This window comes from Sphingomonas sp. Leaf198 (assembly GCF_001424005.1).
In the GTDB taxonomy this organism is placed as follows: Bacteria; Pseudomonadota; Alphaproteobacteria; order Sphingomonadales; family Sphingomonadaceae; genus Sphingomonas.
Window position 1 is genome coordinate 445,262 of the sequence record NZ_LMPX01000002.1, and the last position, 15,971, is coordinate 461,232.

The following is a 15,971-nucleotide window of genomic DNA, read 5'->3' on the forward strand; positions in this document are numbered from 1 at the left end:
GTTTGCGCAAATCCTAACGTCGCTTGCCTTGGTGGCGGATGTTCGCCGGGCGACCACGCCGCTTGATCTCGCGCACCGGTTTGCGTCCGCCACGGGGAGGCTGGGCCGCGCCTTTCCCCTCGGGCATCTCGAAGCGTAGCGCACCCGACACCGGGTTCGCTTCTGCAAGCCGCAGTTCCAGCGTCTGGCCCTGCGCGAAAACGTCACCACTATGCTCGCCGGTCAGCGTGCGCGCGCCCTCGTCGAAGCGGAAATACTCGCCGCCGAGATCACGCACCGGCATCAAGCCATCGCCACCGATCCCCTCGACCGTCGCGAAGAATCCGAAGTTGGTGACGCCGGTGATCCGCACGTCCATCACCTGGCCGATGCGCTCCGACAGGAACGCCGCGACATAGCGATCGGTGGTGTCGCGCTCGGCCTCCATCGCGCGGCGCTCCAGCCGGCTGATGATCTCGCCGACCGACTCCATGTTGGCCGCATCGTCCGCCGGCAACCCGCCCTCGCCGAGGCCATAGGCGGACACCAGCGACCTATGAACGAGCAGATCGGCATAGCGCCGGATCGGCGAGGTGAAGTGCGCGTAGCTGCCGAGACTAAGCCCGAAATGCCCGTGATTGCCCGGCGCGTAATAGGCCTGGGTTTGCGTGCGGAGGATCTGCTCCATGACCTGAGGGCGGAAGTCCGCATCGCCGATCCGCTCGATGATGTGGTTGAACGTCGCCGGACGAACGACTTGCCCGAACGCGAACGGCACGTCGAACGTCTCGAGATATTCCTTCAGCGCCGCCAGCTTCTCGCGGCTCGGCGGCTGGTGGATGCGGTACATCACCGGCGCCTTCTTCTCCTCCAGCGCCTTGGCGGCGGCGACGTTGGCGGCGATCATGTAGTCCTCGATCAGCCGGTGCGCATCGAGCCGTTCGCGCGGGGACACCGACATGATCCGCCCCTGCTCGTCGAGCACCACGCGACGTTCGGGGAGATCCAGATCGAGCGGCGCACGGGCGTCGCGCGCCTTCGCCAGCGCATGCCAGCAGGCCCAGAGGGGGACCAGCGATGCGGCCACGCGCTCGTCATCCCAGCGAAAGCTGGGACCTTGTGCGGCAGGGGCACCCTCCGTGGAATGAGACCCCAGCGTTCGCTGGGGTGACGGGGTGACGCTGTCGGCCGTAGACGCATCTCGCGCCATTCCATCGATGATCGCCTGCGCCTCTTCATACGCAAGGTTCGCGGCGATCCGCACCACCGCGCGCGTAAAGCGCCACGACTTGAGCGAGCCATCCTTGCCGATCCGCAAATGGCACGCGAGCGCGGCACGGTCGGCACCTTCCTTCAGCGAACACACCTCCGCCGACAGGATTTCCGGCAGCATCGGCACGACGCGGTCGGGGAAATACACCGAGTTCCCGCGCCGCCGCGCCTCGCGATCGACCTCCGACTTCGGCCGCACGTAAAAGCTGACATCGGCGATCGCCACGATCGCCTTCCACCCGCCCGCATTGGAGGGATCGTCGTCCGCCTCGGCCCAGACCGCATCGTCGTGATCGCGCGCATCCTCGGGATCGATCGCGACGATCGGCAGGTCGCGCAGATCTTCACGCCCCTCCCCAAGCGGCAGCTTCGAGACCCGCTCCGCTTCGTCGAGCGCGTCCTGCGAGAACACATCCGGAATACCGAGCTTGTGGATCGCGATCAGCGAGAAACTGCGCGCCGCAAACGGATCGCCAAGCTTCGACACCACACGTGCGGTAATCTTCGGCGGCTTGCCCGCGAGTTCCGCCAACACCAGATCGCCCGGCGCCGCGCCACCTGCGTCCGCAACCGCGAACTCACGCCGCTCGCGCTTGTCGACGCCCGTCAGCCAGAGCCGCCCCGCCTCTTCGCGCAACACGCCCAGGACCTGCTCGGACGCCGGCGCGAGCACCTTCATCGGATGCGCGATCCAGCCATTCCCGGCCTCCTCGGTGCGCGCGAGGATCCGCTCGCCAACGCCCAGCGCCCCGCGTTTCCGTTCGCGCACGCGCAGACGCGGCGGCGGCACGCCCTCTGCCTCCCAGCGCTCGGGAACCGCCCAGACGTTGCCGCCATCGTCGACATCCGCGATCCGCAGCACCGTCACCTTCGGGATCCCGCCCATCTTGTGGAACGCGCGGCCTGGAGCGCTGTCGATCAGCCCCTCGTCCGCCATGTCCTTGAGCAAAGCCTTCAGCCCGATCTTGTCCTGCGCGCTGAGCCCGAAGCCCTTGGCGATCTCGCGTTTGCCCGCGGGCACGTCGGACGTGGCGATGAAGTCGAGGATCTGCTCGCGCGTCGGAAGACCGGCTTTTGGTTTGTACATCGCACACAGATAAGCACGCCAACCCGTTCCGTCACCCCGGCTTCACTCGGACCGACAGCATCCGGAAGGAATGGCAGATAACTTATCCGGTACGGGATTGATGCTCGAAACGCCTGCCGACCGGAAGGATAGTCCTCCGGTTTCGAGCAATCGGTACGCCATTTTTGGCTTTAGGGCTTGCAACGGGTCCAGATGGGCATAGTCTACTGAAAACATTGAAGGAGAGGCATGATGGCAACGCCCCTGAAGCTCGAAGCGGACCCCGAGGACAAAAACCTCGTCATCCTGCAAAGCCTCATCTGCCTGCTGCGAGAGAAGAACGTTCTCTCGCGCGCGGATATCGAGGAGTTGTGCGACAAGGTTCAGGCCCGGGTCGCCAATCACGATAGCGATCCACTCCCTTGCCAGATGAACGGCGCGCTCGCCGCAGCCACCGAGGTCGCACAGATCGGCGATTATATCGGGCGCAAATACGGTGGAAAGCATCGTCGCGTGGTGTGATGCCCTAGCGGGTCGCCAAGCCCGGCAAAGACGATCGACTGTGCGATAGCGTCGCGCGACCGTAGCGCGACGCGCACAACCTCAAGCAGAGCGCCGTGCGCGAGGCCGGCCGCACCTTGGCGGTGTCATCACGCCACTGAACCGTGCGCGAATAGATCTATGACAACCGGCGTCCAGCCGACCTCAGCAGCAAACAGTCAGCACCCGCCGATTGCCACAGCTCTTAGCTGGCGACGAAGCAAGTCTCGCCAGCGACCCGCAACCGGCCACAGATATCCGCCGCCTGGTTCGCGCTCCCCGCGTTCACGCGCAGACGATACAGAGTCCGACCGCCCGTCGCGACCGGCTGGACCGACTTGCCGAGCGCGCCGACATACGCGAACCGCTTCGAGAAGTTCGTCCAGGCCGCGTTGGCGACTGCTTCGCTCGGATACGCACCGAGCTGGACCAGCGAACCGCCAGTAGCCGCGCCAGCGCCACTCGGCTTCGACGCTGACAGCGGTGCCGTGGCGACCAGCCGACCACCCGATGCGGGAACCTGTGCGACCGCGTTGCGACCCGCTGCGTCGTCAGCCTTGGCCGCGACCGCACGCTTGCCGTCGACCGGCGCTTCCGGCACGCCGCGCAGATCGATCGCGCCGTTGCCGGACTTGCCTGCACTGGTCGCGATCGCCGAGTCGCCCTCGCCCTTGACCTTCAGGCCGCCGGCGTCGTCGGGCTTGACCTTGTAGTCGCCTTCCTGTGCGACGATCATCTGGCCGTCGCCGGTCGGGGCGCGCTGTTGCAGCTTGTAGATGCCGAAGATGATCGCCGCGAGCACCGCGAGACCGAGCACGACGAGCGCAATGACGCGGCCGATGCCAACGGTTTCCTGCTCGTCCGGCTCGACGGTTTCGAGCCAGGGGAGCCGGTCTTCCTCGCGCAGATCCATATCTTCGGCCATCACTTCATCTCCGAAACCGCTTCGACACCCATGATGGCGAGGCCGTTATGAATAATCTGCCCTATAGCGGACGCCAAGAAAAGCCGTGCCGCGGTCGCCTGTGGATCCTCGATCACCAGGAAACGACGGTCGGGACGGTCGTTTCCGACATTCCATAGCGCGTGGAACGCTGCCGCCAAGTCGTAGAGATAGAACGCAATTCTGTGTGGCTCGCGCGCGGTCGAGGCGATCTCGACGAGCCGCGGAAACTGCGCTGCAAGCTGTACGAGAGCAAGTTCGTCCGTATCAAGCCGGGACAAATCCGCAGAAATAGGTGTGATTCCCGCCTCTTCCGCACGCCGATGCAGCGATGCGATACGAGCATGCGCGTACTGGACGTAGAAAACCGGGTTGTCCTTCGACGCCTCGACCACCTTGGCGAAGTCGAAATCCATCTGCGCATCCGACCGCCGCGTCAGCATCGTGAAGCGCACGACATCCTTGCCGACCTCGCGCACGACATCCGCCAGCGTGACGAAATTGCCCGACCGCTTAGACATCTTGACCGGCTCGCCGTTGCGCAGGAGCCGGACCATCTGGACGAGCTTGACGTCAAACCGCGTCTTGCCGCCGGTCAGCGCCGCCACTGCCGCGACGATCCGCTTGACTGTGCCGCCATGATCCGCGCCCCAGATGTCGATGAGCTGATCGGCGCTCTGGCTCTTCTGGAAATGATAGGCGAGATCGGCGCCGAAATAGGTCCACGACCCGTTCGACTTTTTGATCGGGCGATCCTGGTCGTCGCCGAACTGCGACGAGCGGAACAGCGGCAGCTCGACCGGCTCCCAATCGTCGGGCGTCTCGCCCTTCGGCGCTTCGAGCACGCCGTCATAGACCAGATCGCGCGACCGCAATTCCGCCTCGGCTGCCTCAGGCTTCTTCGCAGCCTGAAGTTCGGCCTCCGACGCGAACACCTCGTGCTCGATCCCGAGCAAGGCCAGATCGGCACGGATCATCACCATCATCGCGGCGACTGCCTGCGTGCGGAAGATGACCAGCCATTCGCTCTCGGGCGCGCCGACATAGCGGTCGCCGAACTCCTTCGCGAGCGACTGGCCGACGGGGACGAGATAGTCGCCGGGGTACAGCCCCTCGGGGATCTCGACGGTTTCGCCGAGCGCCTCGCGGTAGCGGAGGTGGACCGAGCGCGCGAGCACGTCGACCTGACCACCGGCATCGTTGACGTAATATTCGCGGATCACCTTGTGGCCGGCGAATTCGAGCAGGCTGGCGAGCGCATCGCCGACGACCGCACCGCGGCAATGCCCCATGTGCATCGGACCGGTCGGGTTTGCCGAGACATACTCGATGTTGACGGTGATCCCGTCGCCCTGCTTCGACCGGCCGTAGTCGGCGCCCGCCTCGGGGATCGCGGCCAGTTCGGCGCGCCAGGCGTCGTCCGTGAGCTTCATGTTGATGAAGCCCGGTCCCGCGACGCTCGCCGAGGCGACGTCCTCGAGCTTCGACAGTTCGACGACCAGCGCATCGGCGAGCACGCGAGGATTGGTCTTGGCGGGCTTGGCCAGAACCATCGCAGCGTTGGTTGCGAGATCGCCGTGGCTCGTGTCGCGCGGCGGCTCGACCGTGACGTTCTTGCGGTCGAGCCCAGCCGGCAGCGTTCCCGCGTCGGTCAGGGTGTCGAGCGCCGCATCGATATGCGCGGCGAAACGGGTGTAGAGCGTCATGGCAGTCCCGGTACGTCAAGGAAACGCGCGCTCTAGACCATCGCGGCTTTGCGCTCAATTTTAATCCCGCCGGGGGGCGGCGTGATACGTGTCGACCAGTCTCACCGTCATTCCCGCGAAGGCGGGAACCCATACTGGCTGGCCGTGCGAGGTGTAGCTGCCGTCCGAGAATATGGGTCCCCGCCTCCGCGGGGATGACAGATAGGATGAGGCACATTTTTAGGCGACCACCCCCGTCATCCTGACGAAAGTCAGGACCCAGGGTTAAAAGGGGCGACGTAGTAGTGCTCTGGGTCCTGACTTTCGTCAGGATGACGGACTTGGTGAAGGTTGCGGCTCTTCCGGTAAAGAAGCGCGGGCGAGCGGCGACTCGGTCGGGCGCATCTACAGCCCCCCAACACTCAGACCCGCACCAGCCCCTCAACCACCGCCGTCCTTGCGCTCGCAGGAAACAACGCGGCCATCGCGCGGACCGGCTCGACGTCGAAATGCGACGACACTGCGCCGCCGATGAACGCGTCGAGTTGCATCGTCGGTTTCAGATCGCGCGCCTCGTACAGCGCGGTGGGCGCGAGGCCCGGCCAGTCGGACACTACCCTGCCCCCTTTCACGCCGCCGCCGAACAGCATCGCAGACGTCCCCGTGCCGTGATCGGTTCCGCCGGTGCCGTTGACCGCGACGGTCCGCCCGAACTCTGTCGCGACCAGCACCATCGTGTCGGCCCATAACGGTCCCAGCCCCGCCTGTAGCGAAGCGACCATCGCGTCGAGGCCCTTCAATTGCGCGGTCAGTCGGCCGCGTTGGCCGGTGTGCGTATCCCAGCCGCCGGTCTCGATCATCGCGATCCGCGCGCCGGTGTCGGGCTTGAGCAAGCGCGCGGCGAGCGCGCCGGTCGCCGCTGCATTGCGCCCGCCATCCTGCGCGAGATCGCTGGTGAGTTGCCGCGTGGCCATCGCCTCGCTCCACAGGCCGTGAAGTTGCTGATCGCCCTCGTACAGCATCGCGACGCGTTGCAGCAGATAGTCGGACGCGTCCGGCAAGCTCGACGGCGCATAGGATGCCACCTCGCGCCGCCCCCGCAGCGCCATCGGCACGGTCGCCGCGACCGCGATCGCGCGTGCCTCGTCGGCCGGCAGCACGCCGAGCAGCCGGTTGAGCCAGCCGTCGCGGACCTGGTATGCGCTCGCGCCGCCGGTCTCGAGGACGTTCTGGCCATCGAAATGCGAGCGATCGCGGTAGGGCGAGGCGATCGCATGCGCGAACAGCGCCTGACCTTGTTTGTAAAGCCCGGCACTCGCGGTCATCGCCGGGTGCAGCGTGAACATGCCGTCGAGCTTGGCGCCCGTGGCGAAGTCCGCCGCGAGATCGCCCCGTGCGCCCGCAAACGCCGGATCGCCGACCGCGCCGATCGTGCCGAGACCATCGGCCGCGCCACGCTGGATGATGAAGACGAACCGCTTGTCGGTCGCCGCGCGCGCAAAGGCGATGCGAGGCGCGAAGGCGGACGCCAGCACGCCAAGCGTCCCGGTGGTGAGGAAGGAACGACGGTCAAGCATGACTATCTCCGCAGCGATTCGGGGGCAACGAGCAACAGTGCGAGCGCCTGCGCGGGGCTTTCCGCGCGCGACAGGCCCTGCGCAGTGGTGGGACTGAGCGAGGCGGGGTACAGCGTCGGCGCCAACGCCCGCGCATCGACCGGCCCGGCACGTGCCGCGAACCGCTCCGCTGCCTCTACGCGCCGCAGGATCGCGTCGGGACCGGCCCAGGCTGCGGCGACGTCATCATATCCGATCGGCTGCCCCGGCTGCCATATCGGCTGGCCGAGCTGGTTCATCATTCCGACCGTGACGCCGGGCTGGACAACAGTCGTGCCGAGCGCGCGCTGCGTGGAGAGATACCATTCCCAGGGCGACTTGAACTTGATCCGCTGCGGCACCCACGCCTCGGGCGACGCGACAAGCGCGCGATAGACCGTCGGCAGGTCGCCGCCCGACTTCAGGAAGGCCGTCTTCAGCCGTGCGACCATCGCAGGCGGCGGCGTATCGCCGGCAAAATGCCGTGCAAGCTTCGTCGCGATGTGCGTCGCCGTCGCGGGGTGGACCGCGAGATCGGACAGCACCGCCTGTGCCTGCGTTTCCCCCGCCGCGGGATAGAGCTTGCCCATGACGGTTCGATCGCCGGGCTGATGAACGTCGTCGAGGAAAAGGAAGGCGCCCGCGCGCGAATCGTCCTGGACGCGCGCACCGGGACCGCGCCCGATGCCCGCGACCGTCCAGCCGGTCATCGCGCGCGCAAACTCGGTGACGTCGGCCTGGCTGTAGCCGCTGCGGACGCCGAGCGTGTGCAACTCCATGATCTCGCGCGCTAGATTTTCGTTCAGCCCGGTGCGACGCCGGGTCTTCCGTACCGCGAATGGACTGTCCGGGCCGATCGAAACCGCCTGGTCGAGATACAGCAGCATCGCCGGATGCCGCTCGACCGCGTTCAGCATGTCGGCGAAACTGCCGAGCACATGCGGACGGATCGCGTCGAACTCCATCGGCCCGGCGAGCGCCATCACCTCGAACTTCTCGGTCGAGACCGCGAAATGGTTCGCCCAGAAATGCACGAGGCGCTCGACGAACGGTGCCTCGCCGGTCAGCGCGGCCATCGTCCGCGCCGCGACCGCCGCGCCGTAATCGTTGCGGCTCTGCTTGCCGATAACCTGTCGCGCCTCCTGCCGCGCGGCCGCTCCGGGATCGAGCGCGCCCGGCATGGCAGGAGGCTGCGCCGTCGCGGGGAGGGCAACGCCCAGGGACACGGGGGCGGGACTCATCGCACCGGGCATTGTGGGACCGGAAACCGCAGACTTCCCATCCATGCCGATCGCAGCTTTCGGCGTGCGGGGTCCGAACTGCGCCTTGATCGCCTTTTCCTGCGCATAATAGGCGACGAGCCCGACCGAAATCCCGGCAGTCGAGGGCGCGGTTGCAATCACCGCCGGCCGCGGCTCGAACCCTTCGCACTGTGCCAACACCCACTTCGCCGGATCGCCGGCAATGGTATCACCGGGCCGTGCGCCGAGGCCAAACCGATTGAGCGCGATACTGGAAGCAGACACGACGCTTCTCCTTCGTCACCCGGCGTACGCGTCAAATGTCGTGCAAGTATGTCACGCACGCCGCTCGTCGCATCCGGGCGGCAATTCATCGTTGCACGGTACGCAATCGCGACGGATAGGTTTGCAATTGCAACTGATGCTGCACCGCAATATTTCATTGGATCGAGAGTTGGGTGGAGACTTGATCCGGCTCGATGCACCACGCGGGAGACACGATCATGCGCAACGCTATCAAGATCATCGCAGCAGCAGCGGCAGCCCTCACCTCGACGATCGGCATGGCCGCCGACGCAAAGCAGAGCTTCGTCCACGAGGGCAGCACGTATGTATATACCTCGACGCAGGACGGCAGCCGCCAGGTCATCGATGGCCGTCGCTATCCGTCGGGTCAGAAGTTTCACCTGATCGTCCACGGCGATCGCGTATCGGGTGTGTCGGGCGGCGTTCCGGTCGCGTTCAAGACCATCGAGGCCAATGGCGCGGCTGGCGGCATCGCTGCGGTTACGCGCTGAGCTGAGTTTTTCCTAAGACGACATGACGGCGGTCGGACTTAGGTCTGGCTGCCGTTTTGCGTTTGGTTTCAGACACCCCCGTCATCCTGACGAACGTCAGGATCCAGGGTAACGAACGATGTCCTTAGCGGCTCTGGATCCTGACTTTCGTCAGGATGACGGACGAACGATGTCCCTGCCTCAAAACCCTTCGGGCAGGTCGATCGGGCCGACCAGTTCCCGGTAGCGCGATACGGCATACCGGTCCGTCATGCCCGCGATGAAATCCGCGATATGCCGGCTGCGGTCAGGATCCTCCGCCGGCAGCCGCTCGCGCCATTCCTCGGGCATGGTCATCGGATCGTCGCGATAGACCGCGAACAGCCCCGACACGATGCCATGCGCCGCATCGGCCGCCGCCAGTTGCCGCGGATGATGATAGAGATTGGCGTACATGAACCGCTTCAGGTCGCGCTCCGCCTCGCGCATCTCGGGCGAGAAGCCGACCAAGCATTGGCCCGCATCGCGGACGTCGTCGACGCTGGTGACGCCGCTCGCCGCGATCCGCTGGCGCGTCTCGGCGATCAGGTCGTTGACCATCGTCCCGATCTGCGTGCGGACGAGTTCGCCGACCAGCCGCTTCGGCTCGATGTCGGGGAAGCGCCGCCGCACATCGTCCCAGCCGCGCGCGACCAGCGGCACCGCGAGCATCTGGTCGAGCGTCAGCAGCCCGGCGCGAAGACCATCGTCGATATCGTGATTGTCATAGGCGATATCGTCCGCGATCGCCGCGACCTGCGCTTCGAGCGAAGAAAAGCTGGTCAGCGCGAGGCCGAACTCGGCATCCGCCGCGGCAAGCGCCCAGCCCGGATGCCGCACCGGTCCATTATGCTTGGCCAGCCCTTCGAGCGTTTCCCATGTCAGATTCAGCCCGTTCCACAACGGATACGGCCGCTCGATCGTCACTAGCGTGCGCAGCGTGTGGCCGTTGTGATCGAACCCGCCCTGCCCCTTCAGCGCCGCCTTCAGCGCATCCTCGCCGGCATGGCCGAACGGCGGATGACCGATGTCGTGCGCGAGACACAGTGCTTCGGTCAGGTCCTCGTTCAGCGCCAGCGTCCGCGCGATCGTCCGGCCGATCTGCGCGACCTCGAGACTGTGCGTCAGGCGGACGCGAAAATGATCGCCATCGGGCGCCATGAACACCTGGGTCTTGTGGCGCAGGCGACGGAAGCTGATCGAGTGGATGATCCGGTCGCGGTCGCGCTGGAAGGCATCGCGAGGCCCGCGGACGGACCCGTTCTGTTCCTCGTGAAGGCGTCCTTTGCTGCGCGCCGGGTCCGAAGCCCAGGGCGCGCGGTAGCTCACTTCGACTGCCCAAGCGCGAACGCGCTCATTTCGAAGGGAGCTTCGTGATGATCTCGCCGGGATCGCTGGTGAAGGTGAACGTCGAGACGCCTTCCTTGGCGAGTTGGTTGACGAACGTCCGCGCCTCGGCATCGGTCTTGAAAGGGCCGGCGAGCACGCGGTTGGTAGCCTTCCACGGCGCGGTCCAGCCGCCGCGAGTGCCGAACACGGTCGGCGCCTTGGCCTTCGCCTTCTTCCACGCCTTGGGCAGATCGCCCTCGGTCGCGCCGGTCGACACCTGCACCCAGACCCGCTCGGGATTGGCGCGCGCGATCCGCTTTTCCTCGGCCGCGGCCTTGTCGGCAGCCAGCTTCTCCGCCGCGGCGGCCTTCTTCTCGGCGAGCGCCTTCTTGTCCGCGATGACTTTTCGCGCGGCTGCCTTCTTATCGAGGGCAGCCTTCTTGTCTGCGGCGAGCTGCTCAGCGGCGATCTTCTTGGCCGCAGCGTCACGCTCGGTCTTGGCCTTGGCCTCCGCAAGCACGCGTTCGGCATCGTCGGGCATCGGCACCGCAGCCTGCGTCACGACGGGCGCGGGATGCATCGGTGCGACACCGAGTTCGGAAGCGGGTATCGACAGCCCCGCGACGATCCGCGCGAGGATCGAATCCTCGCTCGACGCGACCGCGCGCGGCGGGATCGCAGCCGCCACCTCGACCGGCGGCGTCGAGGGTGTCGCACCAGCGGAGAAACCGGGGCTCGGCAGCGGCGCGGCGCTGGCCTGCCGTACGGGCAGCGGCTGTACGGATGTAGGCTGGGCCGCTGCCAGCTGCACCGGCGCCGGTTGCATGGGGGCCGGCCGCATTGGCACCGCCTGGACTGGCTGCGACTGAACCGAAGCCTGTTGAACCGGCGCGGGTTGCACGGGGCTCGTCGTCGCCGGTTGGGCGGGCGTACGCGTCGCTGCGGCAGCGACCGCATTGGCCACCCGCGTGTTGCTCTCCGACTGTATGCGCCCGGCAGGCACGGCGGCCATCTGCGTCACGGTAGTCGCCGGTAAAGCCCCGGTCGGCGTCAGCGCGGCCCGCGCCACCGAAACCGGCGATGCGGTTTGCGGCCCTCCAGTCGCTGCCTGCGCGACTTGCGGCGCGCGATAGGTCGGCTGCTGCGTTGCGATGCGCTCTCCTGCTTGCATGGGAGTGGCCTGCACCGTCCGGACCGACGACGACGCCAGCTGGACCGGTGGCGCGATCGCCGCGGGAATAGTCGTGGCGGGTGTCGCCGCAACAGGCGTCGTCGCGGCGGCACGCGTGGTAACCGCGGCCATTTCGGTCCGATCCGGCTTGCCGCGCCGGTTACGCTTGGTCTTGCCGGAGGTCGCGACGACCACCGCTCGGGGCGCGGCGGCGACCATGACCGGCGCGGTCGGATCGGGCGCCAGCATGCCCAGCGGCGGGGTCATCCGCGCGTCGGCCAGACGCGTGGGCGTCGCATGGACCTCCCCGAAATGCACAGCGAAGGCGCGGTCGCTCGCCGGCAGGCTTGGCAGGCGCTGGAAGAACGGTTGCAGGCCCTGTGCGGTGCCAGCCGGCATCATCGTCGTCGCGATCTTCTCGGCACCGGCGACGTCGCCGTTCATCGCGATGATGAACGCGCGCGAGCGCCATGCGCCACGATCGCTCTTGAGCAGCAATGGATTGAGCTGCTGGATCGCAAGCTCGGGCTTCCCTGAAATGCCGAGCGACAACGCGTAGCGCCTGATCGTCTCGTCATCGGGCGCATCGCGGAGTGCCACGCGGTAATCGCGCTGCGCCCGGTCCTGCTGGCCGATCAGGTCATAGGCGAGGCCGCGGTCGGCGGCGAACTTGCGCGGATCGAGGCCTAGACCCTCCGCCTGCGCGTAATAACGCAGCGCTTCGCCCGGACGCTCGGACCGGACGAGAATCGACGCCATCCCCGCCTTCGCACGACCATCACGCGGGTTCACCTTCTCGGCGCGCGCGAACAGCGCCGCGGCACCGCTGAGATCGCCGAGGCCCATCGACAGATCGCCGGCCTTGATCAGTGCATCGATGTCGCGCGGATTGGTTGCCAGTTGGCGCATCACGTCGCCGAGCTTGTCCGCATCGGTCGTGCCCGGAAGTGCCTGGACGACGCCTTGCGCGGACGCGGCGGCTGGCGCGGTCGCGAGCACGAGTGCCAGCGCAGCGGTCAGGAAATGATGGGACGAGCGGGTCATGAGGATCATCTGTCTAGACGCCAGCCCGACCGAACCGGCAATGTTTGCGTGCGCGGGTCGCGGCGAACCGGGGCGCGGTGGCGACGAACGCTGTGTTGGGCAGAGTCATTCGCTCAAGACCAGTATCTATCAGCTTCTGACACGCCTTCCTCCTAGATGCTCCGTCACCCCGGACTTGTTCCGGGGTCCACCGTGCCGCGTATCGCTGATCGGCGAGCATGCGGTGCCGTGGACGCCGGAACGAGCCCGGCATGACGGAGCTTTCGAGGCGTGCTTCAAACTCAAACCCGTCAGTCGACCTGCCGCCGACAGGATGATTCCCGGCTTACTGGTTGTTCTGGCGATGCAGGAAGCGCGGGATATCGAGCGGGTCCTGAGGGGCCGCTTCGCCGTCTTCCTTCGCCACGCCACGCGCCGCATTGGACATGCGCTCGAACAGCGTACCGCCGAGCTTCACGCGCGGGGCGGCCGGAACCGCCTCGGGGGCAGCCTCGGCACCCGGAGCGAGCCAGCGGCGACGTGCACCACCTTCGTCCGCAGCCGGCGTCGGCACCGGAACAGCCGGCGCGATCGGCGCGCGAGCGGGCGGCACCGACGATGCCGAAGCCGGACGCGCGATCGGACCACGACCGTAAGGCTCGTCGCCATACGTACGCGGCGCGGGAGCAGGTTGAGGAGCAGGAGCAGGAGCAGGAGCAACCGGCGCAGGCGCGGCCTGCGGCACCATCGTCTCGGCACCGAGCACCAGCTCGTCATCCGACTTCGACGCCGACGGCTCGACTTCCGACGACGCGTTCAGGTCGAGCGGCTCTTCGTCGGCGGACGAAGCAGCAGGCGCGGCCGACGACGCGGCGGGCTCGCTCGGACGGAACGAGGTGTTCTCGTCGGTCTTGCGCGATCCGAAGCTGAACGAGCGGGTCGGCTCGGGTGCGACTTCCGGCGGGCGCGCATCGGCGTCAATCCCGGTCGCGACGACCGAGACGCGGATCTTGCCTTCGAGTTCCTGGTTGAACGCCGAACCCCAGATGATGTTCGCATCGGGATCGACCAGGTCGCGGATGTGATTCGCGGCTTCGTCGACTTCGAGCAGGCGCATGTCGTCGCCGCCGGTGATCGAGATGATGACGCCCTTCGCGCCGCGCATGCTGACGCCTTCGAGCAGCGGGTTCGAGATCGCCTTCTGCGCGGCCTCGAGCGCGCGGTTGTCGCCGCTTGCCTCGCCGGTGCCCATCATCGCCTTGCCCATCTCCTGCATCACCGAGCGGACGTCGGCGAAATCGAGGTTGATGAGGCCCGGCATCACCATCAGGTCGGTGATGCTGCGGACGCCCTGCTGGAGCACCTCGTCCGCCATCGTGAACGCTTCCTTGAAGGTCGTGTTCGCGTTGGCGATGAGGAACAGATTCTGGTTCGGGATGACGATCAGCGTGTCGACATACTTCTGCAGCTCGTCGATGCCGCCCTCGGCCGACTTGGCGCGACGATTGCCCTCGAACGCGAACGGCTTGGTCACGACGCCAACCGTCAGGATGCCCATGTCGCGCGCCGCCTTGGCGATGACCGGCGCTGCGCCCGTACCCGTACCGCCGCCCATGCCGGCGGTGATGAAGCACATGTGCGCACCTTCGAGCATCTTGGCGAGCTGATCGATCGTCTCTTCGGCGGCTGCGCGACCGATCTCGGGACGCGAGCCGGCGCCGAGACCCTGCGTGATCTTGGTGCCGAGCTGGATCCGCTGCGGTGCGGTCGACTGCTTCAACGCCTGCGCGTCGGTGTTCGCCACGAGGAAGTCGACGCCCTGGACGTCGGCCCGCATCATGTTGGCGATCGCGTTGCCGCCCGCGCCGCCGACGCCGATCACCGCGATGCGGGGGGCCAGATCGTCCACTTCGGGACTAAGGAATTCGATGCTCATCGCCGTTCTCCGCACAACCCGGTAGATACGCTACGGCCGGGCCCCTGATTAATCTGTGTGCACCAACGTCACGGCCTGTTCCAGCCGAAATAACGCCAGCACCCTCGAAACTCTTAATAATTCGCGCGTGCCGCCTGAATCAACTTGCGCATCATGCCCATACCCTTTGGCCGATGCACCGTCGTCCGCTGCGGCGCGAGCCCGCGAAGGTCGATCGGGTTGGTCGCCGCGTAGAAGGCCAACCCCGCTAGCGTCGCGAACGCCGGTCCGCCATGCGCTTCCGGCAGCGCGGTCAGACCACGCGGTCGACCGATCCGCACCGACCGCCCGAGCGCCTGTTGCGCATAGTCGGCGATGCCCTTCAGTTCGGCACCACCGCCGGTCAGCACGACCTGACGCCCGACCGGCCCCTCGAACTTCAGCTTGGTGAGCGCGTTACGCACCTCGCCCATCTGATGCTCGAGCCGCTGGCGGATCACCCCGATCAGCTGCGCCTTGGTGATCTGAGCGCCCTCGCCCGCGCCGTCCTCCGCGGAGATCGGCATGACCGGGATCATGTCGTGATTATCGCGAGGGCTCGCATTGGCCGAGCCGTGGAAGCACTTCATCCGCTCGGCATTCTGCCGCCGCGTCCCGAACGCGCTGGCGATGTCGTCTGTAATGTCCTGCGCACCGATCGGGATCGAGGTCAGCCCGACCAGCATGCCGCCGGCGAACAGCGACACGTTGGTGATCCCCGCCCCCATCTCGACGAGCGCGACGCCAAGCTCGCGCTCCTCGTCGCTGAGGCAGGCCAAGCCCGTCGCGACCGGCGAGGCGATGATCGACTTCACTTCGAGATGCGCCGATCGCACGCAGAGATCGAGGTTGCGCACCGGCGAACCGTCCGCCGCGACGACATGGATGTGCACCCCGAGCCGGTCCGCATGCAGACCGAGCGGCGTCTTCACCCCCGTCAGCCCGTCGAGCGTATAGAGCGCTGGCTGCGCGTGCAGCACCATGCGGCCCTGCGGATCGATCGAGTTGCGTCCGGCAGCGAGCAAAGCATCGATATCCTGCTGCTCGACGCGGTGGCCGCCCAGTTCGAACTCGACCTCGGCGACGTCGGACACGAGCCCGCCGGCCGAGAACCCGACCCAGACGTTCTCGATGTTGATGCCGGCGATCCGCTCGGCCTGCTCGACCGCCTCGCGCACGGCCGCCTCGGTCGTCGCCATGTCGGCGATATAGCCGCGCTTGACGCCGCGGCTCTCGCGCTGGCCGGTGCCGAGCACGATCAGCTCGCCGCCGTCTCCCTTTTGCGCGATCATCGCCGATACCTTCGACGACCCGATATCGAGCGCCGTGATCAGCCCTTCCGGTGCCACCTTCGCCAT

11 protein-coding genes are annotated in these 15,971 nt (G+C 66.8%); 2 read left to right on the forward strand and 9 right to left on the reverse strand.

The window, feature by feature from the left end; genetic code table 11:
• Positions 1–13: 13 nt before the first annotated feature.
• Positions 14–2,338: a ribonuclease R family protein gene (locus ASG20_RS09140; RefSeq protein ID WP_056051309.1), complete on the reverse strand. Its 2,325-nt coding sequence runs from the start codon at positions 2,336–2,338 to the stop codon at positions 14–16.
• A gap of 231 nt (positions 2,339–2,569) precedes the next feature.
• Here ASG20_RS09140 and ASG20_RS09145 point away from each other — a divergent pair, with 231 nt between their 5' ends.
• A complete protein-coding gene (locus tag ASG20_RS09145; protein WP_056052907.1) occupies positions 2,570–2,839 on the forward strand; it encodes a hypothetical protein in 270 nt (89 codons plus the stop codon).
• Between the two features lie 223 nt (positions 2,840–3,062).
• Here ASG20_RS09145 and ASG20_RS09150 read toward each other — a convergent pair whose 3' ends face one another.
• From ASG20_RS09150 to ASG20_RS09165, 4 genes are all read right to left on the reverse strand, one after another.
• Positions 3,063–3,782: an SPOR domain-containing protein gene (locus ASG20_RS09150; protein ID WP_056051312.1), complete on the reverse strand. Its 720-nt coding sequence runs from the start codon at positions 3,780–3,782 to the stop codon at positions 3,063–3,065.
• A complete protein-coding gene (argS, locus tag ASG20_RS09155; protein WP_056051317.1) occupies positions 3,782–5,506 on the reverse strand; it encodes an arginine--tRNA ligase in 1,725 nt (574 codons plus the stop codon). The genes ASG20_RS09150 and argS overlap by 1 nt, the downstream gene beginning before the upstream one ends.
• A gap of 401 nt (positions 5,507–5,907) precedes the next feature.
• Positions 5,908–7,062 (reverse strand): DUF1501 domain-containing protein, encoded by a 1,155-nt coding sequence (locus ASG20_RS09160; protein WP_056051318.1) that lies wholly within the window; start codon positions 7,060–7,062, stop codon positions 5,908–5,910.
• A 2-nt stretch (positions 7,063–7,064) separates the two neighbouring features.
• Complete coding sequence (locus ASG20_RS09165; RefSeq protein ID WP_056051319.1) at positions 7,065–8,606, reverse strand: DUF1800 domain-containing protein; 1,542 nt, start codon at positions 8,604–8,606, stop codon at positions 7,065–7,067.
• Positions 8,607–8,824: 218 nt separating this feature from the next.
• On the opposite strand from ASG20_RS09165, the gene ASG20_RS09170 reads away from it, so the two are divergent.
• The gene (locus ASG20_RS09170; RefSeq protein ID WP_056052910.1) at positions 8,825–9,118 is read left to right on the forward strand and encodes a hypothetical protein; all 294 of its coding nucleotides are present in this window, start codon (positions 8,825–8,827) and stop codon (positions 9,116–9,118) included.
• A gap of 180 nt (positions 9,119–9,298) precedes the next feature.
• Here the strand turns inward: ASG20_RS09170 and ASG20_RS09175 are convergent, their stop codons facing one another.
• The 4 genes from ASG20_RS09175 to ftsA form a co-directional block, all read right to left on the reverse strand.
• Positions 9,299–10,465, reverse strand: coding sequence for a deoxyguanosinetriphosphate triphosphohydrolase (locus ASG20_RS09175; RefSeq protein WP_056051320.1), 1,167 nt, complete (start codon positions 10,463–10,465; stop codon positions 9,299–9,301).
• Between the two features lie 25 nt (positions 10,466–10,490).
• A complete protein-coding gene (locus tag ASG20_RS09180) occupies positions 10,491–12,680 on the reverse strand; it encodes a tetratricopeptide repeat protein (protein WP_056052913.1) in 2,190 nt (729 codons plus the stop codon).
• A 325-nt stretch (positions 12,681–13,005) separates the two neighbouring features.
• Positions 13,006–14,595: a cell division protein FtsZ gene (ftsZ, locus tag ASG20_RS09185; protein WP_056051321.1), complete on the reverse strand. Its 1,590-nt coding sequence runs from the start codon at positions 14,593–14,595 to the stop codon at positions 13,006–13,008.
• Between the two features lie 113 nt (positions 14,596–14,708).
• The gene (gene ftsA / locus ASG20_RS09190; RefSeq protein WP_056051322.1) at positions 14,709–15,971 is read right to left on the reverse strand and encodes a cell division protein FtsA; all 1,263 of its coding nucleotides are present in this window, start codon (positions 15,969–15,971) and stop codon (positions 14,709–14,711) included.

Bases quoted from the DNA above. Each gene is read 5' to 3' on its own strand.
- ASG20_RS09140 (WP_056051309.1), bottom strand. From the start codon at position 2,338: ATGTACAAACCAAAAGCCGGTCTTCCGACGCGCGAGCAGATCCTCGAC.
- ASG20_RS09145 (WP_056052907.1), top strand. From the start codon at position 2,570: ATGGCAACGCCCCTGAAGCTCGAAGCGGACCCCGAGGACAAAAACCTC.
- ASG20_RS09150 (WP_056051312.1), bottom strand. From the start codon at position 3,782: ATGGCCGAAGATATGGATCTGCGCGAGGAAGACCGGCTCCCCTGGCTC.
- argS (WP_056051317.1), bottom strand. From the start codon at position 5,506: ATGACGCTCTACACCCGTTTCGCCGCGCATATCGATGCGGCGCTCGAC.
- ASG20_RS09160 (WP_056051318.1), bottom strand. From the start codon at position 7,062: ATGCTTGACCGTCGTTCCTTCCTCACCACCGGGACGCTTGGCGTGCTG.
- ASG20_RS09170 (WP_056052910.1), top strand. From the start codon at position 8,825: ATGCGCAACGCTATCAAGATCATCGCAGCAGCAGCGGCAGCCCTCACC.
- ASG20_RS09180 (WP_056052913.1), bottom strand. From the start codon at position 12,680: ATGACCCGCTCGTCCCATCATTTCCTGACCGCTGCGCTGGCACTCGTG.
- ftsZ (WP_056051321.1), bottom strand. From the start codon at position 14,595: ATGAGCATCGAATTCCTTAGTCCCGAAGTGGACGATCTGGCCCCCCGC.
- ftsA (WP_056051322.1), bottom strand. From the start codon at position 15,971: ATGGCGAAGGTGGCACCGGAAGGGCTGATCACGGCGCTCGATATCGGG.